Here is a 23169-nt window from a genome sequence, read left to right as displayed (position 1 = left end):
TTTTCATTATTAGTTACCAACTTGTCCCATAGTAAGTTCTAGCTTATTTTTTTGTCTCAGTCTAATTTCCAGTTTTGGCGTTAGACTAGAACTTACTTTGAGAATTTAGGAAAAATAATGTTAGACCAATTTATGAAAAGAAAACTTGACAAAATACGGAAAAACCTAGATAATAGAAGTATGAAAGGGTTTACTGAAAACCGGAAAGGAGTTAGATATGCAGGTTATTAAACGAAGTGGTGAAGTTGTAGAATTTGACCCAGAAAAAATTTACCAAGCCATTATTAAGGCAGCTCAAACTGTATATGTAATCGACGATACATGGCGGAAAAACCTAGCTCAAGTGACGAAGAAAGTTGTGCTTGATTTGGAAGAAGCTCATACAGAACGTCCAACCATCAGCATGGTTCAGTCACAAGTTGAGCATCGTTTATTGGATGCTGGTTATATTACCATAGCTGAACATTATATTTCTTATCGTTTGCAACGTGATTTGGAACGCAATGGATATGCTGACAAGATTGTCGTTCATTTGCGCTTTGAGCAAATTCGATAAAGAAAAGATATGGAGAGTGGCGAAGTAAACTTTCTTCCCTGCTCTTTTTGTTATAGTCAAAAGCTATAACAATCTATATTTAAAAAGAATTTGTAAACAACCAACCATTAGCGTATAATTAAATTAGTTAATCCCAATCTAACTAGTTGAATCCCGTAGTTCGTGCCTATGGGATTTTTTATGTTGACAACCTGTCTTTGGCAATGATTTAAAAAATAATGGCTACAATGTAGACTATGTTTAGGCTGCTTTTAAGGCTTACCAACAGGTTTAAAGAAAAAAATGTGATTTTCTGAGCAAAAATTTTGAAATCGGTAACAAATTTGTAGTATAATGGATGATGTAAAAAAATATTTATTTTGAAAGTGAGATTTTACTTATGTCTAAAATCGTTGTTGTCGGTGCTAACCACGCAGGTACTGCCGCAATCAAAACTATGTTGACAAACTACGGTCAGGAAAACGAAATCGTTGTATTTGACCAAAACTCAAACATCTCATTCTTGGGTTGTGGTATGGCTTTGTGGATTGGTGAGCAAATTGCTGGTCCAGAAGGACTTTTCTACTCAGATAAAGAACAACTTGAGAGCCTTGGTGCGAAAGTCTACATGGAGTCACCTGTTACAGCTATCGACTACGAAGCAAAAACAGTTACTGCACTTGTAAACGGCCAAGAACACGTTGAAGCTTACGACAAACTTCTCTTCGCTACAGGTTCACAACCAATCTTGCCACCAATCAAAGGTGCTGCAATCAAAGAAGGTTCTCTTGAATTTGAAGCAACTCTTGAAAACTTGCAATTCGTTAAATTGTACCAAAACTCAGCTGATGTTATTGAAAAATTGAAAAACAAAGACATCAACCGCGTAGCAGTTGTTGGTGCTGGCTACATCGGTGTTGAACTTGCTGAAGCTTTCCAACGTAAAGGTAAAGAAGTTATCCTTATCGACGTTGTAGACACATGTTTGGCTGGTTACTATGACCGCGACTTGTCAGACCTTATGGCCAAAAACATGGAAGAAAATGGTATCAAACTTGCCTTCGGTGAGACTGTACAAGAAGTTGCTGGTAACGGTAAAGTTGAAAAAATCATCACTGACAAGAACGAATACGATGTTGACATGGTTATCTTGGCTGTTGGTTTCCGTCCAAACACTACATTTGCAGGTGAAGGAATCGAGCGCTTCCGTAACGGTGCCTTCCTTGTAAACAAACGCCAAGAAACTTCAATCCCAGGCGTATACGCTATCGGTGACTGTGCAACTATCTACGACAATGCTACTGGCGACACAAGCTACATCGCTTTGGCTTCAAACGCAGTACGTACTGGTATTGTAGCGGCTCACAACATCTGTGGTACTGACCTTGAAGGTATCGGTGTACAAGGTTCTAACGGTATCTCTATCTATGGTCTTAACCTTGTATCAACAGGTTTGACACTTGAAAAAGCTACTCGTCTTGGTTTGAACGCTGCTGTTACTGAAGTAACAGACAACCAAAAACCAGAATTCATGGAGCACGGTAACTTCCCAGTAACTATCAAGATCGTTTACGATAAAGATTCACGTCGTATCCTTGGTGCGCAAATGGCTGCTCGTGAAGATATCTCAATGGGCATCCACCTCTTCTCATTGGCAATCCAAGAAGGCGTAACAATCGAAAAATTGGCATTGACAGACTTGTTCTTCTTGCCACACTTCAACAAACCATACAACTACATCACAGTAGCTGCCTTGGGTGCTGAATAATTAATTGAATACAAAAGCTCAGAGATGACTCTGGGCTTTTTTGCTTGCCATCTATCACATTGAACTGCCTATCGAGAGATTTTTTGGTATAATGGAGAGAATGAAAATTAAGAATCTATATTCGCAGTGTAGCACTTCCATCTAAGGCTAGTTTTTCAGCTAGTCATCGTTAGTTTTTTTGAAATATAGTTGCTAGTCCTTCAAAAAAAACTGCCTTGATGAGCAAAACAGCAATCTTTATCATAGAAGTATTTCACTTGTAAATATATGTTCTAAGAAAGTATGAGAAAATGAACCTATTATTAAACGGAATGAATGACAGACAGGCAGAAGCGGTGCAGACAACTGAAGGCCCGCTTTTGATTATGGCAGGGGCTGGTTCGGGCAAAACCCGTGTTCTGACCCATCGTATCGCTTACTTGATTGATGAAAAGATGGTAAACCCGTGGAACATCTTGGCCATTACCTTTACAAACAAGGCGGCACGGGAGATGAAGGAGCGGGCCTATGCCCTCAATCCTGCAACTCAGGATTGCTTGATTGCTACCTTCCACTCCATGTGTGTCCGTATTTTACGTCGTGATGCCGACCATATTGGCTATAATCGTAATTTTACGATTGTAGACCCTGGTGAGCAGCGCACACTCATGAAACGGATTTTGAAAAATCTTAATTTAGATCCGAAAAAGTGGAGTGAACGTTCTATCCTGGGAACTATTTCCAATGCCAAAAATGACTTGATTGATGACAAGGCTTATGAGGCCCAGGCTGGCGATCTATACACGCAGATTGTTGCCAAATGCTATACAGCTTACCAAAAGGAACTGCGGCAGTCAGAGGCTGTTGACTTTGATGATTTGATCATGTTAACGCTCCGCCTTTTTGACCAAAATCCAGAGGTCCTGACCTATTACCAGCAGAAATTCCAGTACATCCATGTCGATGAGTATCAGGATACCAACCATGCCCAGTACCAGTTGGTCAAGCTCTTGGCATCGCGTTTCAAGAATATCTGTGTGGTCGGTGATGCAGACCAGTCTATCTACGGCTGGCGTGGGGCGGATATGCAAAATATTCTAGACTTTGAAAAGGATTACCCTGAGAGCAAGGTCGTTCTTCTGGAGGAGAACTACCGCTCGACCAAGACTGTTTTGCAGGCAGCCAATGAAGTCATCGAAAACAACCGCAACCGTCGTCCTAAGAAACTCTGGACTCAGAATGCTCAAGGTGATTTGATTACCTATTATCGTGCCAGAGATGAAAATGACGAGGCGATTTTTGTCGCAGGGCAGATTGACCAGTTGCATCGAGAAGGTAAGGCTTATAAGGATTTTGCCGTTCTTTATCGAACCAATGCCCAGTCCCGTACCATTGAAGAGGCTCTGCTTAAGTCCAACATTCCTTATACCATGGTTGGAGGCACTAAGTTCTACAGCCGTAAGGAAATTCGGGATGTGATTTCTTATTTGAATATCATTGCAAATCCATCGGATAATATCTCCTATGAACGTATTGTCAACGAGCCAAAGCGTGGTGTGGGACCTGGCACAGTCGATAAGATCCGCGATTTTGCCAATACACATGGCATGTCCTTATTGGAAGCTTCGCAGGATATTATGTTGTCACCAGTCAAGGGCAAGGCAGCGCAGGCAGTATTCGACCTAGCTAACCTTCTCTATAAGCTCCGCAATCAACTGGATGACTTGACCGTGACCCAAGTAGTCGAGGCTGTCTTGCGGCAAACAGGCTATGTCGATGCCCTTGCAGCTCAGAACACGTTGGAAGCCAATGCTCGCATTGAAAACATCCAAGAATTCCTATCTGTGACCAAAAACTTCGATGAGAAGGATATTGAGGAGGAAGAAACAGGTTTGGATCGCTTGACTCGTTTCCTGCTTGATTTGGCATTGATTGCTGATACGGACGACGATAGCCGTGAGGCATCGGAGGTCACCCTCATGACCCTCCACGCAGCAAAAGGTCTGGAGTTTCCAGTTGTCTTCTTGATTGGCATGGAGGAAAATGTCTTTCCACTCAGTCGCGCAGCAGAAGAAGAGGATGAGTTGGAAGAAGAACGTCGACTTGCCTATGTGGGTATCACACGGGCAGAGCAGACTCTTTATCTGACCAATGCCAACTCCCGCCTGCTTTTTGGTCGCAGCAACTACAATCAGCCAAGCCGCTTTATTCGAGAAATCTCCAGCGACCTTTTGGATTATCAAGGTCTTGCTCGTCCAGCCAATACCAGCTTTAAGGCCTCTTATGTCAATGGCAGAGCGACACAGTTTGGACAAGGCATGAGTTTGCAAGAGGCCATGCAAGGCCGAAAAGCATCCGTACAACCATCGGCTAAGCTCGGAGGCAGTATGCCATTCGCATCAAGTAACAAATCGTCAGGCTCAGGCACCAACTGGTCAGTTGGTGACATCGCTGTCCATAAGAAATGGGGTCGCGGAACTGTTCTTGAAGTATCAGGTATAGGCAGCAACCAAGAACTCAAAATCAATTTCCCAGAGATGGGACTTAAGAAGGTCCTAGCAAGTTTAGCGCCGATTGAGAAAGGTGAATAGTGATGAATATTAGAGTACATTTTTTTCAAAATGACATATTACATGCCATCAAGGGAGGAGTATATCAAATATCGCTTCAGAAAGATGATGGTGAACGACGAGTCTTGTATATTGGTGAATCATTTTCTATGCTAATAAGATGTGCCCAGCATTTATACCAATTAAGAAAAAATCCGTTATATTTCGGTATGAATGATGAGATACTACGTAGTCAAAATCTTATCTTAGCTTTTGAAGTTTTGCATGAAGAAGTTAAGATGGGTATTCGAAGAAATAAGGAAAAAGAATATATAAAAAACATTGCACCTCTGTTACAGAGTGGGATAAGTGATCGTATGTTATCCATTCCCAAGAAACAAGAAGCGATGGCTAATTTTCTTGAAAAATAGTACTTATTTAGTTTTAATTCTACAAATGAGGTAATAAATGGAAACATTTTGTCAATCTTGTGCCATGCCCTTAAATTTGCAGGGTCAAGATGTTCGTGGATCAGAGAAAGACGGCAGCCACTCTAATTTGTTTTGCTCGTACTGCTATGCCAATGGTGAATTTTTAGAGCCAGATATTACCTTTGAACAAATGCTTAAAAAAGGTAAACAAGCTATTTCAAACGGTCAAGGAAATGCATTTATAAAATTTCTCATGAAAGCAAGCTATCCAATGATGTTGAAGAAAACCCAACGCTGGAGGGCTTAAGCACGGAAAAGGCAGAAACACTATTAAAAGAGAGGCTATAAAGTTGTTATATAAATATTTATTATTCGATCTTGATCACACACTTTTGGATTTTAACCAAGGAGAAGAAGTGGCCCTCACTCAATTTTTGGAGTTCATGGATGTGGAGGATATAGAGGCCTTTAAAGCCATCTATCGTCCGCTCAACCAAGGTATGTGGAAGGAACTTGAAAAAGGTTTAATTACCAAGAAAGAATTGATCAACACACGCTTTTCCAAAACCTTTGCACATTTTGGGAGGGAAGTGGATGGTCATGAAATGGCCCTCCGCTATCAAGAATTTATTGGAAAACAGGGGCAAATTTTTGAAGGTGCGGACCAACTGTTGAAAGAATTGGTTGAACGTGGCTATCACCTCTATGCTGCTACCAATGGCGTGACCTATATTCAAGAAAATCGACTACAGAACTCCCCTATTCAGTCCTATTTCACACAGGTCTTTATTTCCGAACAAATGGGTACGCAAAAGCCTGCGGCAGATTTTTATGAAAAAATAGCAGAGCAGATAGGGTGTTTGGACATGACCAGTTTTCTGATGATAGGCGACAGCTTGACGGCTGACATCCAGGGTGCCAATAATGTAGGTATGGATTCGGTCTGGTACAATCCTGAACAAGTCAGTCTTACAGGTCTGGCACAACCAACCTATACCGTTTCCAATTACCAACAATTACTGGACATTTTGAAATAATAGATGGTCCTCTATGTAAGATAACGAATGGGAAAGTTAGAGCTGGAGCTGGTTTTAGCCAATCTTTTGGTTGATTTTATGTTAGAATAAAGGTATACGACGGACAAGGAAAGGATGGAGAAAAATGTATAAGAAATTAGGCTTACTACTTCCGATGGTGCTCTTATTAGTAGCCTGTGGTCAGAAGTTAACGGATACCAGTCCATCAAGTAGCAGTAGTGCAACATCAAGCCAGTCTACCACTAGTAGTTCGCCGGCGCAGGCTAGCTCTAGTCAAGAAACTCAGGAAAGTTCTTCGAGTTCAACAGAAACCAGTTCGACGACTGGTCAGGAAGCCACAAGCAGTCAGACGGAGGTGGCGACAGGCGCGGCTTACAATGGAGCTTATTACAGTGTTCAGGGGAAATATGGTCAGGTCATTATCGCCAATAAAAAACACCCTTTGGCCTCTACTTATGCTCCTGGTGAAGACCCTCAAGCCTTGGCAGCTTTCCAGCAGTTGATTGCAGATATGCAGGCGCAAGGTTTTGCCATTTCCAACAATTATAGTGGTTTCCGCTCTTATGAAACCCAGGCTGGTTTGTACCAATCCTATGTCAATCAAGATGGTCAAGCGGCAGCAGATACCTATTCGGCGCGTGCTGGCTATAGTGAGCATCAGACAGGCCTTGCCTTTGACCTATTAGACAGTTACGGTAATCTCTTGGAAGAACCAGTTGCTTCTCAGTGGTTGGCAGACAATGCCCATCATTATGGTTTTATTGTGCGTTATTTGCCTGGCAAGGAAGCCATAACAGGCTATATGGCAGAATCTTGGCACGTTCGTTATATCGGTGCAGAAGCAACGGATATTTACAATTCAGGACTAACATTAGAAGAATACTTCGGAGTTCCTGGTGGTGATTATCAAGAATAAGGACTTTTATTCATGGTGCAACGCCTCTATCTAAAGCTAGTTTTTTAGCTAGTTAGTCACAATTTTTTCAAAAAGCAGTCTTGATGAGTGAAAAATTATCTCTTATTTCAAGCACTCTGCTTGTGAATACAGGTTTTAAGAAAGTTGGGTTGTCAATCAGTCCAACTTTCTTAAAATCAAAAGATTTGTCCGTATAACTAACTCGTGATATAATGGGCTATCAATGATTTGGAGGTATCCCATGCTTAAAGCGATGGAAGTATATTTGGTAACAAATGGCAATGGTTTAGAAGCTATTGAATTCTACAAAAACGCACTTGGTGCAGAGGTGGAACAAGTTAACTTATTCAAAGATTTCTTGCCAGACTGTCCAGCAGAATTAGAAAATCATGTCATGAATGCCCAATTCCGTTTAAACGGACAACGGTTCATGCTTTCTGACAATAACCCAGAAATGCCTTACTCAGTTGGTGACAACATTACAGTTGCCTTGATTACGGATGATGCTGAAACTGCCAAAGACTTGTTCACCAAACTATCTGAAGGTGCTATGAAAATTACAATGGACTTGCAAGCTGTGCCATGGTCACCTGCTTATGGTTCCTTGCAAGACAAATTCGGTATCCACTGGCAGGTCAACGCAGAAGTAGCAGGCTACGGTCAAGAATATTACGCAGAACAAAACTAATAGCATTCAAAAACCAGATTTCGACGAGCGAAATCTGGTTTTTTTTTTACAATTTTTGCCAATAGGATTTATAGAGAAAGAGCTGGAGTAATCCTGAAAGGGCGACTATTAAGGTTGCCAGACCAGAGCTTACTAAGGTTGGACCAATGATACCAGCCATTATACTACTGATGACGAGCAAGATGGCTCCGAGAATCATTGTTAGTATGATGGAACCAGCAATCAGCCACTGCCCTGCTCCGCGGCCAAAGAGCTGATTGGAATTTTGCCAGTTGAGCATGAGTAGGCGCTGGTCCCTCCAGTAATAAATTTGTCCGGTTAGTAGGGCAGAAACCAGCATACCTAGACCAAAGAAAAGGACTAGGACGATGTTTACCTTCATGACAAACAAGGCTAAGACCAGATAGAGCAAGGTTGGAAGGATGAATTGAACTGCAGCAATCACCCAAAACTTCTGAATCGTAAACTGTTTGAAGTTAATGGGTAAGGTTCGGATGAAGTGATAGTTTTCCTTTTCCAAGGACATGGCTGTTCCAATAAAGGTCGTTGACCCTGCAAACATACTCCCTAGCAAGAAGCCAGCCAATAAAGCAATTCCGAAATATTCCCATGAAAGAACACCCAGTCTATCACCTTCAGTAATTTTTGAAATTGAAGGGAGCAGGGCAACTCCTAGCACCAATGACTGTAAGAAGGTCTGTACCATCAGGTTGCTATCGTTGAGGGTAGATAAATGGTGTTTGATAAGGGCCTGATTTAAATTCTGAGGTAATTTCCTTGGTTTGCCGACCTTACGTTTTGATGAAGCAGTATCAATCGCCAAAACTTGTTGGAAATAATTCGGAATAACAGTTTTAAAGGCAAAGTGGACCAATCCCAACATGAAGAAAATAGGAAGGATGAGATTGATAACTGTCCCCAACGAAATTGGTTGGCTGATGATGTAGTGGAAACCGACAAAAAGTGGCAATTCTGGAAACTGAACAAAACCATCTGATTGGAGGGAAACAGTCTGCTGGGATTGGAGAAACATAAGCGCTCCCATTGAAACCAGAGATGAGCCTGTCAGAAGAATGGTAGAAATGGTTGTCTTATGTGGGCTCTTAGTCAAGATTTCTCCGATAAAGTGCATAAAAATCATATTGAGAAGATTGACTAGGAACCATAGGAGAATAAAACTTGGCAAGGCAAAAAGTGCAAAGGCTGGTCCACCTATTTGCCAATAGGTAATGATAAGAAGAGAGAGGCAGGGGATGAGGAAGGGCAAGACCATACCTTGAGCCGATAAGAATTTGGCGATAAAAACCTCGCTTGCTTTTAAGGGAAGAGGTAGATAGAGTTTGGTGTCCTTGCTGTCGTAGAAGACAGAAAAGAAGCCTGTGAAACCGTATATGGTTGCCAGTATAGCAAATTGGGCTAGTTGTAGGGAGAAGAAACCTGTGGACCGTTTGTAATCAATCCCTAGAAAGAAGACGGAGTAGAGAATAGCCATCATCAGAATGAGGAAGCCTTGTTGGATAAGGATGCTCCGATAGGCTGAAAAACGTCCATCTTTATTCTTATTTTGTTTTTTCTTGACGGAAGCTAGCAGTTGCGGGTTGGAGTAGAGGATATTGATTTTGACCAATTCCCAAATCAGAGATTTGTTCATCCGACCTCACCTGCCTCTCTTTGTTGGCGACCTGCTAATTCTAGGTAGATGGTTTCCAAGTCCTTGTCAGGATATTGGGATTTTAATTCTTCCAGACTACCTACGAAGATAAGTCGTCCCTTTCTGAGAATGCCAATACGGTCACAGAGTTGTTCTGCAACAGACAAGACATGGGTCGAAAAGAGAACGGTGTTACCACCTTTGGCATGGTCCTTCATCATCTGCTTGAGGTCAAATGAGGCCTGGGGATCCAGTCCAGTCAAGGGTTCATCCAAAATCCAAATATCTGGCTTGGGAATGAGGGCGCCGATGATAATGGTTTTCTGTCGCATACCGTGGGAGAAACTGTCAATGGGTTCGTGCTGACGGGCAGTTATGTCAAATAGGCTGGCTAGCTTGTTGATACGCTGGTTTACAGTTTCCATATCAACCCCGTAAACCTTGCCCATAAAGTGCCAATATTCAAAGGCAGTTAAGTGAAGAAAAATATCAGGTGAATCGGGTACATAGGCAATCCGTTTTTTGACCTCATCTCGATTTTCTTCCAGATTAAGTCCGTCGACGGAGATGGTTCCATGACTGGCTTGAATAATAGAAGTGAGCAAGCTGATTGTCGTTGTCTTACCAGCACCGTTATGCCCAATCAAGCCGAAAATTTCACCACTTTCGATGGTCAAATCCAAATCATCAAGGGCTAAGGTGTCGCCATAGGCTTTGCTAACGTGGTTAAATTGAATCATAAGAACCTCCTATATGAGTATAATAAGTTACAAATATTATACTACTACCTTAGTACAAAAGCAATAGTTTTTTAGAAAAAAGTTAAGAAACTCACACATCCTATCCACAAGAAAAATTTGCTATAATAGACCTATGATCAATCGAAATACTGAAAACCAATTTAAACTTGTGTCCAAATATTCGCCGTCTGGTGACCAGCCCCAAGCCATCGAAACCTTGGTCGATAATATCGAGGGTGGAGAAAAAGCCCAGATTCTCATGGGGGCGACAGGTACGGGTAAAATAGAATAGTGAAAGGAATGGGTATGATTGTTCGTTATAGCAGATGGAAATCTTTGTTGGCCTTGGGTCTGAGTTTGTTTTTTGGCTTGCCATTGTCTTATCTAACGGTTGATTTATTTATCAGTTTATGGGGAGAAGATGTAGCGACAGTGATTCTCGGTGGGATTTTATTTTTACTGATCTTTGGCATTCCAACCTTGGCTTCACATCTGGTTATTATCGTTTCTATACAGCGCCTCTTTTTTGGATTAAAAGCATTTGAACTGACAGAGAAGCACTTTGTTCTCTATCGGGGAATATTTCGAAGAAAAGCTGTGTCCATTCCTATAAACGAAATTGAGTTTATCTGCCTAGAAGAACAGACACTAGGAGCAGGCTTGAGCCGTCTTTTTGGAAATGTTTCTGAAAAAACAGTAGTATCTGTAGGGAAGACAATCGCATTTGCGACTGGGGCTAAAACGAGTGCAAGGGCCAGTTTGTCGGACACCTACACGCACTTATTGATATTATTTCATGACAGTGAGCGAGCTGTCTTTTATGCTAAACAATATGGAATTAAGATAAAGAATTTATTGAAATACACGGCGGAAACTTCGATTCTTGACATTGAACCCGGCCCAATTGAGCATTTTTCTGAAGAGAAGTTGCAAGATTTACTAGAAGAAAGAAAACTGAACAAATGATCAATCGAAATACTGAAAACCAATTTAAACTTGTATCTAAATACTCACCGTCTGGTGACCAGCCTCAAGCTATTGAAACCTTGGTGGATAATATCGAGGGGGGCGAAAAAGCCCAGATTCTCATGGGGGCGACTGGTACTGGTAAGACCTACACTATGAGTCAGGTCATCGCTCGTGTCAATAAACCCACTCTGGTCATTGCCCACAATAAGACCTTGGCTGGTCAGCTCTACAGCGAGTTCAAGGAGTTCTTCCCAGAAAATGCGGTCGAATACTTTGTGTCTTACTACGATTACTACCAGCCAGAAGCCTATGTACCGTCTAGCGATACCTACATCGAGAAAGACAGTTCGGTCAATGATGAGATTGACAAACTCCGTCACTCAGCGACCTCAGCACTTCTCGAACGCAACGATGTCATCGTCGTGGCCTCCGTTTCCTGTATCTACGGTTTGGGATCCCCTAAGGAATATTCTGACAGCGTGGTCAGTCTGCGACCAGGACAGGAGATTTCCCGTGACCAGTTGCTCAATTCCTTGGTAGATATCCAGTTCGAGCGCAACGACATCGACTTCCAACGGGGGCGTTTCCGTGTGCGTGGTGATGTGGTGGAGATTTTCCCAGCTTCTCGTGATGAGCATGCCTTTCGTGTGGAGTTTTTCGGGGATGAAATTGACCGCATTCGTGAGATTGAAAGCCTGACAGGTAAGGTCTTGGGCGATGTGGACCACTTGGCGATTTTCCCTGCAACCCACTTCGTGACCAACGATGACCACATGGAAACGGCCATTGCCAAGATTCAGGCCGAACTGGAAGAGCAGCTCAAGGTCTTTGAAGCAGAAGGAAAACTCTTAGAAGCTCAGCGATTGAAACAACGGACCGACTACGACATTGAGATGCTTCGGGAAATGGGCTACACCAACGGAGTTGAGAACTATTCACGACACATGGATGGGCGAAGCGAGGGCGAGCCTCCTTATACTCTGCTGGACTTTTTCCCTGAAGACTACCTGATTATGATTGACGAGAGCCACATGACTATGGGGCAGATTAAGGGGATGTACAATGGTGACCGCTCGCGCAAGGAGATGTTGGTCAACTATGGTTTCCGCCTCCCAAGTGCGCTGGATAATCGTCCGCTGCGCAGGGAAGAATTTGAGAGCCATGTCCACCAGATTGTCTATGTATCTGCGACGCCAGGTGACTATGAAATGGAGCAGACCGATACCGTTGTCGAGCAGATCATTCGGCCGACCGGTCTGCTGGATCCAGAAGTGGAAGTCCGTCCAACTATGGGCCAAATGGACGATCTCTTGGGTGAAATCAATGCCCGTGTTGAGAAAGGTGAGCGGACCTTTATCACTACCCTGACTAAGAAAATGGCAGAGGACTTGACCGACTACCTGAAAGAAATGGGCGTCAAGGTCAAGTATATGCACTCGGACATCAAGACCTTGGAGCGTACGGAGATTATTCGTGATTTGCGCTTGGGTGTCTTTGATGTCTTGATAGGGATTAATCTCTTGCGTGAGGGGATTGACGTGCCAGAAGTTAGTCTGGTCGCTATCTTGGATGCGGATAAGGAAGGCTTCCTCCGTAATGAACGAGGGCTCATCCAGACAATCGGTCGGGCGGCTCGTAACTCTGAGGGCCATGTGATTATGTATGCGGACAAGGTCACCGAATCTATGCGCAAGGCTATGGAGGAAACAGCCCGCCGCCGTCAGATCCAAATGGCTTATAATGAAGAACATGGCATCATTCCACAAACTATTAAGAAGGAAATCCGTGACCTGATTAGCGTGACCAAGGCTGTCACTCAGGACAAGGAAGAAGTGGTGGACTTCAATGCCCTCAACAAAGACGAACGCAAGGCTATGATCAAGAAACTGGAAGGACAAATGCAAGAAGCAGCAGAAGTACTTGACTTTGAACTGGCAGCGCAGATTCGCGATATGGTTATCGAGTTGAAGAATATGTAAAGGTATTTTGTACGGAGAACAGCGACTGGATAGGGCTCGGTATTTGGTAACTGATAAAATAGAAAAGGCTACTCGTTTGGAGTGGCCTTTTAGCTGTCTTATCATTTTTGAATGTAGTTATTAGGTGAATAGGCTGTACGGTCGAAGTTGGTATCTTTTTCTAAGATTTCTTGGGCAATTTGCCAGCCTATGAATGGACCGTTTGTCAAACCAGATGAACCTAAACCACTGGCAACCCAGACGTTCTTCATATCATCAATAGTGCCATAAAATGGGGCATAGTTTGACGTATAGGCACGAGTTCCAATCCGTGTTCTAGCGACTGGATAGTTGGCCAAATCTGGCATAAAGTCAGCCGCCTTATCCTGCATGCTTTGGATTTTCTCTGGGTCAAGAGTCAGGTCGTAGCCCATATTGTCTTCGTGGGTAGCTCCCACGATGATTTTACCATTTTCAAATGGTAGTATATCAATTTGCCCATAAGGCATGCAGACTGGCCAGTTGCTGGTGTCGTATTGGGTGTCTAATTCCAAGAGTTGTCCCTTTTGTGGTCGGACATCCACCTGATAGCCCAGCGGTTCAAGGATATGGGGCAACCAAGCACCTGTAGCTAGGATAATGTGGTCGGCTGCCAGCTCTTGACCATCTAGCTCGACAGTGTGAGCATCTAGCAGTTTTGCCTGCCCCTGCAATCGCACTCCGCCATTTTTCAAAAACTCTTCTTGCAGGATGTCAATCAATCGCCCACCATCGATACGGCCGCCTCCTTCTAAGTGAATGCCGTAAAAATCAGGTTTGAGTGGTGGGAGGTAGTCGGTGACCTCTGGACCTTGCAAGGTTGTAATCTGTCCAATGGTTGGAGTGTCTACACGGCGGTCTTCTGCAATCTTTTGAATTTTATCCAGCAATTCAGGCTTGCTCTTTAAGCCGATAGTCCCAGTCTGTTTAAAGGGGATGTCAGTAGCTCCAGTAGCCTCTAAATCCGCGACCAGTTTGCGATAGAAGACGGCCCCCTCTGATGTCAGCTTGTACCAGTCCTTGTTTTTCTTCTGGGCCATCCAGGGACAAATAATCCCGGCAGCAGCTCGGGTGGCAGTACCAACCCCATGGTCGATAAGTGTTAGGTCAATGGATGGATCTTGTGAGAGGTAGAAAGCAGCAGTTGAGCCGACAATCCCTCCGCCTATAATGATTACTTGTTTTTTCATATGTTCATTATATCACAAATTCAGGGGTTTATTTATTTTTTTCAAGATGGTACAATAGAAAAAAATATAATCAGAGGAGAGGAGATGACGTGTCAGATATTATGTATCCTGAGGTCCTGACAGTTGGAAGTGGGGCCATTAAAGTTGCGACAGTTGGTGATAGCCTGACCTACGGCTATGGGCTTGAAAATCGTGAAAAAGATGCCTATCCCTGCATTCTAGCAGAGAAACTGGGGCATCATTATCAGGTGTCCAATTTTGGCTTGAGCGGCCGTTCCCTACAGTCCACTGCGGATTTTCCTTATTTTAAAGAGAAAAATGCCCAGTTGTCTCTGGAAAGTGAGGCAGATATTGTCATTATCATGATTGGTAGCAATGATAGTCGTGGTCCATACTGGAATAGGGAACGTTTTATTGGCGAATATAGGGGAATGGCAGAGCGCTACCTGAATTTACCCAGCCAGCCTGATGTCTATCTGGTCATTCCACCTTTCGTGCCAACCAGCCGCTTTGGGCTTAATAATCAGATTATTGAGGATGAATTACAAGACATTATTGCAGAAATTGGTCAGGAATTGGATGTGCCAGTCATCAATCTTTATCCTTTGACAAAGGGGCACTTGGAATACTATAGTGATGGTCTGCATCTGACACCACTTGGAAATCAAGTCATCGCTGAGGAAATTTACCGTCATCTTATGAATGATTAGTCCAGAAAATATGATATAATGGGTAATGATTGGAGAGAATATGGTAAAGAGAGATTTAGTAAAGCAACTTAGTCTGCTTATTCTGTTGATAGTAGGATTGATTGGTTTAAGAGTGTGGTTCTTTGAACCTGTTACAATCACTTCTCAGATGGCAAATGAGTATGTAAAAGAAGGCGACTTTATTGTTACTGTTCGCAATGCTGACTTAACTCATGGAGATTTTGTTCTCTATCAGCATGAAGGAACAGAATATGTCAGCCGAATTATTGCCTTAGAAAACGAAACCGTTACTTATATGGATGATGTTCTTTATAGAAATGATGTGATTGTTGCGGAGAATTATTTACAAACCCCACATTCTCAGGAGAGTTATACAGACGATTTCACTTTGGCAACCTTAACAGCAGGGCAACATGCTACTATCCCCCCAAAGCACTACCTGGTTCTGAACGATGTTCGGACCAATCGAGAGGATAGTCGTAGTTTTGGTTTAATTGCAGAGAAGGATATTATTGGGCGATTGACTTTTCGCCTAAGTCCCCTATCAGAATTTGGATTTATTAAGACAGGACTGGTCCAGTAGGACTGGTCTTTTTCAGTTCTTCTGGTAATTTTTCAGTTATTTTCTGTATACTTTTCCAAAATCTGACTAGACCAATTTATTTCTTGACAAGTGTAAAATCTTTTTATATACTGACTTTACTAGTCTTTTTTTGGAATTAGTTGACTAGACCAATTTATGAAAAAATGAAAGCCGATGTTAAGAAACATCGTAGGTGAAATGATATGTGTGGAATCGTTGGTGTTGTTGGAAATACAAACGCAACTGATATTTTAATTCAAGGACTTGAAAAATTAGAATACCGCGGTTATGATTCAGCAGGTATTTTCGTAACAGGTGGGGAGCAGGCTCACTTGGTAAAAGCAGTAGGTCGCATTGCTGAATTATCAGCAAAAGTTGGTGATAAGACCGAAGGGACAACAGGGATCGGTCATACTCGTTGGGCGACTCACGGTAAACCAACTGAGAACAACGCTCACCCTCATACTTCTCAAACTGCTGGACATATCCTAGTTCACAACGGTGTGATTGAAAACTACGCAGAAATCAAGGAAGAGTATCTTGCAGGTCATGACTTGAAAGGTCAGACGGACACAGAAATTGCTGTACACTTGATTGGTCAATTTGCTGAGGAAGGCTTGTCTACTTTGGAAGCTTTCAAAAAGGCTCTTCATATCATCCAAGGTTCATACGCCTTTGCCTTGATTGATGCTACGGATGCAGATACAATCTACGTTGCCAAAAATAAATCGCCACTTTTGATTGGATTGGGTGATGGCTATAACATGGTCTGCTCAGATGCCATGGCGATGATTCGTGAAACAAGTGAATATATGGAAATCCATGACAAAGAATTGGTTATCGTGAAGAAAGATAGCGTAGAAGTTATGGACTATAATGGCAATGCGATTGAGCGTGGCAGCTATACTGCTGAACTTGATTTGTCAGATATTGGTAAGGGAACGTATCCATACTACATGCTCAAGGAGATTGATGAGCAACCAACTGTTATGCGTAAATTGATTAGCGCCTATACAAATGAAGCTGGTCAGGTAACAGTTGATGCGGATATTATCAAGGCAGTACAAGATGCTGACCGTATCTATATCCTAGCTGCTGGAACTTCCTATCACGCAGGATTTGCCGCAAAAGACTTCTTGGAAAAATTGACAGATACACCAGTAGAGTTGGGAATTTCATCTGAGTGGGGTTACAATATGCCGCTTTTGAGCAAAAAGCCACTCTTTGTCATGATTAGCCAGTCAGGTGAAACTGCTGATAGCCGTCAGGTATTGGTTAAAGCAAATGAAATGGGCATCCCAAGTTTGACTGTAACCAACGTTCCTGGTTCAACCTTGTCACGTGAGGCAACTTACACTATGTTGCTCCATGCAGGTCCAGAAATTGCGGTAGCTTCTACAAAAGCCTACACTGCACAGATTGCGACTTTGGCAATCTTGGCTAAGGCTGTCGGTGATGCAAATGGTAATGCCTACGCGAAAGAATTTGACTTGGTCCATGAATTGTCCATCGTTGCCCAATCTATTGAAGCAAGCTTGTCTGAAAAAGATGTGATTGCTGAAAAAGTTGAAAAACTTTTAGCAACCACACGCAATGCTTTCTATATCGGTCGTGGTAGTGATTACTATGTATCTATGGAAGCAAGTTTGAAATTGAAAGAAATTTCATACATCCAATGTGAAGGCTTTGCGGCAGGTGAATTGAAACACGGTACCATTTCATTGATTGAAGACGGTGTGCCTGTCTTGGCCTTGATTTCAAATCATCCACACTTAGCTAGTCATACTAGAGGGAATATCCAGGAAGTAGTGGCGCGTGGTGCAAATGTCTTGACGATTGTCGATGAGGCAGTAGCTAAGGAAGATGATGACATTACTGTGACAACAGTTCATCCATTCTTGTCAGCCATTGCAATGGTTGTTCCGACACAATTGATTGCTTACTATGCAACATTGCAACGTGGTTTGGATGTCGATAAGCCTCGTAACTTGGCAAAATCCGTAACAGTTGAATAATGTAAAAGGTCGTTTATCGACCTTTTTTTGCAAGATTATGCAGAAAAAATGAAAAAATATTTAAAAATATGAAAAATTCTTTGAAATACATGAAATTTTCTGCTATACTAGAACCTAATCATTCTTTTAGGAGAAGACTATGGATTATGTTTTGGAAGTTCTGCCTAGTTTATTAAATGGCGCGATGGTTTCCCTGCAAGTATTTTTTCTAGTATTGCTATTATCCTTGCCTTTGGGTGCAATTCTCGCCTTCTTAATGCAGATGAAGTTCAAACCTTTGCAATGGCTCTTGCATTTTTATGTTTTAATCATGCGTGGGACTCCCTTGCTCTTGCAACTAATTTTTGTTTATTATGTCCTGCCAAGTGTTGGCATTACCTTTGACCGTATGCCTGCTGTTATTCTGGCCTTTACCCTCAACTATGCGGCCTATTTCTCTGAAATTTTCCGTGGTGGTATTGAAGCTATTCCAAAAGGTCAGTATGAAGCCGCTAAGGTCTTGAAATTTACACCTGTTCAGACCATTCGTTATATTGTCTTGCCCCAGGTCGTGAAAATTGTTCTACCAAGTGTTTTCAATGAAGTCATGACCTTGGTCAAGGATACATCCTTGGTCTATGCCTTGGGTGTTAGTGACCTCTTGCTTGCCAGCCGTACAGCAGCTAACCGTGATGCTAGCTTGGCCCCTATGTTTATCGCTGGAGCTATTTATCTCTTGATGATTGGTGCTGTAACCCTTGTTTCTAAGCAGGTAGAAAAGAAATTTGACTATTATAGATAGGAGGAGTTATGTTAGAACTACGCAATCTATCCAAACGATTTGATAATAAACAGATTTTCTCCGACTATGATTTGGTCATTCCAGAGGGGAAAATCATTGCCATCGTTGGTCAATCAGGCGGTGGAAAGACAACTCTTTTACGGATGTTGGCTGGTTTGGAAACCATTGATTCAGGTACCCTGATTTACAATGGTCAGGAACTGCCACTTGAGGAGTTGGGAAAACGACATCTGCTGGGCTTTGTCTTCCAAGACTTCCAGCTTTTCCCACACCTATCCGTTTTGGAAAACTTGGTTCTCTCTCCTATGAAAACGCTGAATATGTCGCGTTCAGAGGCGGAAGACAAGGCCCTTAAACTCTTGGATGCTCTTGGCCTAGCTAGCCACGCTACTGCCTATCCGTTTTCACTATCGGGTGGACAAAAGCAACGTGTGGCTTTGGCGCGTGCTATGATGATTGATCCTGAGATTATCGGCTATGACGAACCAACCTCTGCCCTAGATCCTGAATTGAGAAAAGAAGTAGAAAAACTCATTCTTGAAAATAGGGCTACTGGAATCACGCAAATTGTGGTCACCCACGATATGCAGTTTGCTGAAAATATCGCAGATGAAATCATCAAAATTGAACCGAAACACTAAGAAAAGGAACAAATATGATGATGAATATGAAGAAAATGATGCTTGGAGCTGCGGCTCTTGTAACGACTTTTGCCCTTGCTGCTTGTGGCTCAAGCCAGTCAACAACTAAGTCTGACAATTGGTCAACTTATGAATCTGAGAAGTCTATTACCATTGGTTTTGATAAGACCTTTGTCCCAATGGGCTTTGAAGAGGCTGATGGTACATATACTGGTTTTGATATTGATTTGGCAACAGCAGTTTTTGACAAATATGGTATTGCGATTGAATGGCAACCTATTGACTGGGATTTGAAAGAAACTGAATTAAACAATGGCAATATTGATTTGATTTGGAATGGCTATTCTGTAACTGATGAGCGCAAGGAGAAGGTTCTCTTTACGGATTCGTATATGGATAACCAACAAGTACTTGTGACGAAAAAATCTTCAAATATCAGTCAAGTTTCTGATATGAAGGACAAAATTTTGGGTGCGCAAGCAGGTTCTTCAGGTTATTCAGTCTTTGAATCTCAACCAGCAATCTTGAAAGACATCGTTCAGAATAATGATGCAAGTCAGTATGCGACATTTAATGAAGCCTTGATTGACTTGAAAAATGATCGTATCGATGGTCTTTTGATTGACCGTGTTTATGCAAATTATTACTTGCAACAAGAGGGAATTATTGCAGAATACAATATCATTGATGCAGGTTTTGAAAATGAAGCCTTCGCAGTCGGTGCTCGTAAGTCAGATACGACACTTGTTGAGAATATCAACAAAGCCTTTACTGAACTGTATAAAGAAGGTAAATTCCAAGAAATCTCCCAAAAATGGTTCGGTGAAGATATTGCCACAGACGCAGTGAAGAACTAAGATTTTTTAAAAAGAGCCATGTGCTCTTTTTGTGTATCCAAACGAAAAGCCTTGTCGAAATGACTAGGCTTTTTTGGATATTTGATGAAATACAACTGTCCAATTTTCATGCCGTCGCCAGAGAGATGTGTGGACATAGTCGCCGATTTCGAAGGTGACTAGTTTGGATTTCTGACTGACAGAGGTCATTTGGTAGTTGGAGAGGTAGGTGGATTGGACTGGATGGGCTTGGAGCATCTCGGACTTGTTGAGGTAACGACCTTTGGCATCAATCAAGAGATAGTTATCATCAATTAAATCTTCATAACCGACTTCGTGAGCTTGAATTTCTGATTCGAAGCGGTAGAGTTTGTCAAAGACATGTTCAAATATTTCGTCATGTGGAATTTCGGAGGGTTCGACATGGATATCAACATCAAAAACACCGTGTTTTAAGGTGAGAAGTTGCTCCACCTGTTCTGTAATTTCATGGCTCTCATAGACTGACAGATCAGGATTCATTTCTAGCACAATGTCCAGATAGATATTGGCCCCGTAAGTCCGGCCACGCTGGGATTTTACAGCCACGACCTTAGGCAGTTTAAGAATATCTTCTTCATATTTATGTAGGAGTTCCTCGTCAAAGCCGTCTGAAAGTGTAAAGAAACTTTCCATGAATATATCGTAGGCTGTTTTCAAGATGAAGAAGGTGATAATAACGGCAGCAATTTTATCGACAATGGGGAAATTGAAGGCTGCTGCAAAAATGGCAACAGATGTTCCGATAGAAGTCACGGCGTCGGAGAGGTTATCCTTTGCAGTTGCCTCCAAGGCTTTGGAATGAACTTTCTTAGCAAGTGATTTGTTGTAAAGATAAACACCTATCATAACAAAGGCTGAGAAAATTCCTACAATTGCACCAGTCATATCAATCTCGACAGGCTGGTTGCTCATGATTTTGATGAAAGTAGAATAGAGAACTTGAAACCCAACCACGAACATAATGAAAGATGTAATCAGGCTGGCCAGGTCTTCCATTTTCCAATGTCCAAATTTATGGTCCGTATCAGCTGGTTTCTGAGCCATTCGCAGTCCGACAAGGACAGCAACATTGCCGATAATATCCGAAATATTGTTAAAGGCATCAGCAGTCAGAGCATCTGAATGGAAAATGTGGCCCGCAGCCAACTTAATTCCAGAGAGGATAATATAGGCTGAGATGGAAATGATGGCACCACGCTCGGCAAGTTTTAAATTCTGAATTTGTTGGTTCATAGCTCCTCCTAAACATATTCATTTATTCTAACAAAAAGTCTACCTGCTTTCAAGAAACTCAGATAGACTTTTTAGTTTGAAGATAGCGATAAATTTGCATCAGGATAGTTCCGCTGGTCATACCAATTGGTATAACCAGTGCGAGCATAAGCACGGTAGTCGTATTTACCAAGGCTTCTTTATAGTTTTCTGATACAAATTGCGTAGTTGCCAAATAGGCTCGATAGCCAGGAACTAGGGGGGCAAGAATGGCTAAAGAGAAAATAACGTATGGTGTTTTATACAGAATGCTCAATATTTGACTAATACAGGATCCCACGATAGCAGCTATAAGTGTTGCAATGATAACATTGGTCGGACCAAGAAGGAGTAGGTAGAGCAACCAGACACACATGCCCAATATCCCGCCTGGAATAAGCAACTGTTTCTGAACATTGAGAACAATAAGAAAGGCAGCGATAGCGATGTAAGAAGCAATAGCCTGCAAGATAAAATAAAGTATATTCATTGATTTTACCCCACAATTAAGAGTGCAACGGTTGTCCCTGCTCCTAGGGAGAGGATAACAAGCAAGGTTTGGAAGATTTTTGTCATTCCAGTATTGAGATGGTTGGTCATCAAGTCCCGTACAGCATTTGTAAAGGCAATCCCGGGGACAAAGGGCATAACTGCACCAGCATTTATCATATTGGGATTGATAGGTAGGTCAGAATACTTTGCAAGCAGTAAAGAGAATAGGGAAAAAGCCAAGGCTCCTGCAAATTTCGATACAAACTCAATTCGAATGAGACGGTCTACCAAGAGGGAGAAGGGAAAAGCCAGCAAGGTCGCAAAGACTGTCGCTAGCGCATCCAACAAACTCCCACCAAACATAATGGTAAAAAAGGGGGCAGCTAGGGCGGCTGCTAAAATCGTTTGGAGTTGTGTATAGGGCAGGGGCAGGTTTCGGATAGTTTTCAATTCATTTTGTGCAGTTTCAAGGCTCATTTGTCCTGCGGTTAAGGTACGAGAAACCTGATTGACCAGACAAACTTTTTGCATATCGTGTACTGGATTGACAATCCGTTTCATTCGAGAGATATTGGTATGGTCAATAGAAAAGAAGATGGCGGCTGGGATGGCTAAGACATTCGCATTTTCTATTCCTTGTGAACGGGCAATCCGAACCATGGTATCTTCTACTCGGTGGATTTCAGCACCACTTTGTAAGAGAATGGCACCAGCTAACATGAGCACATCAATCGCTAAGTTGAGTTCTTTTGAATCGTTCATGGTAGCCTCCGTTTCCTACTATAAAACCATTATACCAAAACTTGCTTTTTACATAACAGAGTTTTCTAAAGTTAAGCAAAATTCTTGAAAATTATTCGTATTCTGGTATAATTGACTTATCAACAGTTGACAAGTCAACAAAGGGGTAGAAATATGAAACATCTTTCTCAGTTACTCTATCAGGTAAAACTTGCAGATGAGGCAGTCACTAGTTTGTTTGAAAAGGGGTTGGGGATTAGTCTGACCCGTTATCAGCTTTTGACCAACTTGCTTGACCAAGCTCCCTGCTCACAACAAGATTTACAGGAAAAACTTCGCATTGACCGTGCAGCCATAACTCGACATTTAAAAATTTTGGAGGACAAGGGCTATATTCAAAGGGAGCGCAATCCTGAAAATCAAAGAGAAATGCTGGTTCAACCCACCCAGTATGCAGTAAATGAACTACAGGTTCGTCCACCAGCCCATCACCTAGCCGTGAAAGCTGCAATGGAAAGCATTTTGTCTGATAGGGAAGAAGAGCAATTGAGCAATCTTTTGGAGAAATTAGTTTCTGGTCTTCAAGACCTGCCGCTTGAAACTGTCATTGAAGAAAAAGGAGAATAA

The 23169-nt window shown here is 42.3% G+C and carries 23 protein-coding genes and 1 pseudogene; 18 read left to right on the top strand and 6 right to left on the bottom strand.

All coding sequences use genetic code 11. The features are described 5' to 3' along the window. Positions 1-217 precede the first annotated feature (217 nt). The 8 genes from C1G49_RS09225 (at position 218) to C1G49_RS09190 (ending at position 7903) form a co-directional block, all read left to right on the top strand. Entirely contained in the window at positions 218-556 is a 339-nt protein-coding gene (locus C1G49_RS09225) for an ATP cone domain-containing protein (RefSeq protein WP_105125459.1), read from the top strand. Positions 557-935: 379 nt separating this feature from the next. Next, complete coding sequence (gene nox, locus C1G49_RS09220) at positions 936-2303, top strand: H2O-forming NADH oxidase (RefSeq protein ID WP_105125458.1); 1368 nt, start codon at positions 936-938, stop codon at positions 2301-2303. 290 nt (positions 2304-2593) lie between these two features. Continuing rightward, positions 2594-4873, top strand: coding sequence for a DNA helicase PcrA (pcrA, locus tag C1G49_RS09215; RefSeq protein ID WP_105125457.1), 2280 nt, complete (start codon positions 2594-2596; stop codon positions 4871-4873). Between the two features lie 2 nt (positions 4874-4875). Further along, positions 4876-5262 carry a hypothetical protein gene (locus C1G49_RS09210; RefSeq protein WP_105125456.1) on the top strand — a complete coding sequence of 129 codons (387 nt, stop codon included), beginning with the start codon at positions 4876-4878 and terminating at the stop codon, positions 5260-5262. A gap of 37 nt (positions 5263-5299) precedes the next feature. Further along, positions 5300-5569 (top strand): zinc ribbon domain-containing protein, encoded by a 270-nt coding sequence (locus C1G49_RS09205; RefSeq protein ID WP_105125455.1) that lies wholly within the window; start codon positions 5300-5302, stop codon positions 5567-5569. A gap of 43 nt (positions 5570-5612) precedes the next feature. Then, on the top strand, positions 5613-6299 hold the full coding sequence (locus C1G49_RS09200; RefSeq protein WP_105125454.1) for a YjjG family noncanonical pyrimidine nucleotidase: 687 nt from the start codon (positions 5613-5615) through the stop codon (positions 6297-6299). A gap of 124 nt (positions 6300-6423) precedes the next feature. Next, positions 6424-7215 (top strand): LD-carboxypeptidase LdcB/DacB, encoded by a 792-nt coding sequence (gene ldcB / locus C1G49_RS09195; RefSeq protein WP_105125453.1) that lies wholly within the window; start codon positions 6424-6426, stop codon positions 7213-7215. A gap of 241 nt (positions 7216-7456) precedes the next feature. After that, positions 7457-7903 carry a VOC family protein gene (locus C1G49_RS09190; protein WP_105125452.1) on the top strand — a complete coding sequence of 149 codons (447 nt, stop codon included), beginning with the start codon at positions 7457-7459 and terminating at the stop codon, positions 7901-7903. Positions 7904-7949: 46 nt separating this feature from the next. On the opposite strand, the gene C1G49_RS09185 is transcribed toward C1G49_RS09190, so the two are convergent. Both C1G49_RS09185 and C1G49_RS09180 read right to left on the bottom strand, forming a co-directional pair. Beyond that, entirely contained in the window at positions 7950-9554 is a 1605-nt protein-coding gene (locus C1G49_RS09185) for a permease (RefSeq protein ID WP_105125451.1), read from the bottom strand. Then, on the bottom strand, positions 9551-10294 hold the full coding sequence (locus tag C1G49_RS09180) for an ABC transporter ATP-binding protein (protein WP_105125450.1): 744 nt from the start codon (positions 10292-10294) through the stop codon (positions 9551-9553). The genes C1G49_RS09185 and C1G49_RS09180 overlap by 4 nt, the downstream gene beginning before the upstream one ends. A 133-nt stretch (positions 10295-10427) precedes the next feature. On the opposite strand from C1G49_RS09180, the pseudogene C1G49_RS09175 reads away from it, so the two are divergent. The 3 genes and pseudogenes from C1G49_RS09175 to uvrB form a co-directional block, all read left to right on the top strand. After that, positions 10428-10577: pseudogene (locus tag C1G49_RS09175) on the top strand (heavy metal transporter CzcA); the annotation flags it as partial. Positions 10578-10600: 23 nt separating this feature from the next. Continuing rightward, a complete protein-coding gene (locus C1G49_RS09170; protein ID WP_105125449.1) occupies positions 10601-11260 on the top strand; it encodes a hypothetical protein in 660 nt (219 codons plus the stop codon). Next, entirely contained in the window at positions 11257-13242 is a 1986-nt protein-coding gene (uvrB, locus tag C1G49_RS09165) for an excinuclease ABC subunit UvrB (RefSeq protein ID WP_024402176.1), read from the top strand. The genes C1G49_RS09170 and uvrB overlap by 4 nt, the downstream gene beginning before the upstream one ends. Positions 13243-13343: 101 nt before the next feature. On the opposite strand, the gene C1G49_RS09160 is transcribed toward uvrB, so the two are convergent. Continuing rightward, on the bottom strand, positions 13344-14450 hold the full coding sequence (locus C1G49_RS09160; RefSeq protein ID WP_105125448.1) for an NAD(P)/FAD-dependent oxidoreductase: 1107 nt from the start codon (positions 14448-14450) through the stop codon (positions 13344-13346). Positions 14451-14539: 89 nt separating this feature from the next. On the opposite strand from C1G49_RS09160, the gene C1G49_RS09155 reads away from it, so the two are divergent. From C1G49_RS09155 to C1G49_RS09130, 6 genes are all read left to right on the top strand, one after another. Then, positions 14540-15160 carry a GDSL-type esterase/lipase family protein gene (locus C1G49_RS09155; RefSeq protein ID WP_105125447.1) on the top strand — a complete coding sequence of 207 codons (621 nt, stop codon included), beginning with the start codon at positions 14540-14542 and terminating at the stop codon, positions 15158-15160. Positions 15161-15200: 40 nt separating this feature from the next. Further along, complete coding sequence (gene lepB / locus C1G49_RS09150) at positions 15201-15743, top strand: signal peptidase I (protein WP_105125446.1); 543 nt, start codon at positions 15201-15203, stop codon at positions 15741-15743. 203 nt (positions 15744-15946) lie between these two features. Next, positions 15947-17758: a glutamine--fructose-6-phosphate transaminase (isomerizing) gene (gene glmS / locus C1G49_RS09145; RefSeq protein WP_105125445.1), complete on the top strand. Its 1812-nt coding sequence runs from the start codon at positions 15947-15949 to the stop codon at positions 17756-17758. Between the two features lie 139 nt (positions 17759-17897). Further along, positions 17898-18539, top strand: a complete 642-nt coding sequence (locus C1G49_RS09140; protein ID WP_105114857.1) for an amino acid ABC transporter permease — start codon at positions 17898-17900, stop codon at positions 18537-18539. Between the two features lie 8 nt (positions 18540-18547). Then, the gene (locus C1G49_RS09135) at positions 18548-19180 is read left to right on the top strand and encodes an amino acid ABC transporter ATP-binding protein (protein WP_105125444.1); all 633 of its coding nucleotides are present in this window, start codon (positions 18548-18550) and stop codon (positions 19178-19180) included. 14 nt (positions 19181-19194) lie between these two features. Beyond that, positions 19195-20037: an amino acid ABC transporter substrate-binding protein gene (locus C1G49_RS09130; protein ID WP_161942110.1), complete on the top strand. Its 843-nt coding sequence runs from the start codon at positions 19195-19197 to the stop codon at positions 20035-20037. Between the two features lie 63 nt (positions 20038-20100). On the opposite strand, the gene C1G49_RS09125 is transcribed toward C1G49_RS09130, so the two are convergent. The 3 genes from C1G49_RS09125 to C1G49_RS09115 are packed head-to-tail and all read right to left on the bottom strand — an operon-like array spanning position 20101 to position 22563. Continuing rightward, positions 20101-21291 (bottom strand): cation diffusion facilitator family transporter, encoded by a 1191-nt coding sequence (locus C1G49_RS09125; protein ID WP_105125443.1) that lies wholly within the window; start codon positions 21289-21291, stop codon positions 20101-20103. Positions 21292-21349: 58 nt separating this feature from the next. Continuing rightward, on the bottom strand, positions 21350-21799 hold the full coding sequence (locus tag C1G49_RS09120) for a threonine/serine exporter family protein (protein ID WP_105125442.1): 450 nt from the start codon (positions 21797-21799) through the stop codon (positions 21350-21352). A 5-nt stretch (positions 21800-21804) separates the two neighbouring features. Then, positions 21805-22563 (bottom strand): threonine/serine exporter family protein, encoded by a 759-nt coding sequence (locus C1G49_RS09115; protein WP_105125441.1) that lies wholly within the window; start codon positions 22561-22563, stop codon positions 21805-21807. A gap of 153 nt (positions 22564-22716) precedes the next feature. Here C1G49_RS09115 and C1G49_RS09110 point away from each other — a divergent pair, with 153 nt between their 5' ends. Further along, positions 22717-23169: a MarR family winged helix-turn-helix transcriptional regulator gene (locus C1G49_RS09110; protein ID WP_105117967.1), complete on the top strand. Its 453-nt coding sequence runs from the start codon at positions 22717-22719 to the stop codon at positions 23167-23169.

Origin of the sequence: Streptococcus suis, assembly GCF_002960625.1 — a bacterium.
Classification (GTDB): Bacteria; Bacillota; Bacilli; order Lactobacillales; family Streptococcaceae; genus Streptococcus; species Streptococcus suis_T.
The sequence above is the reverse complement of the archived record's forward strand: the minus strand, read 5'-3'. Positions and strand labels throughout refer to the sequence as shown.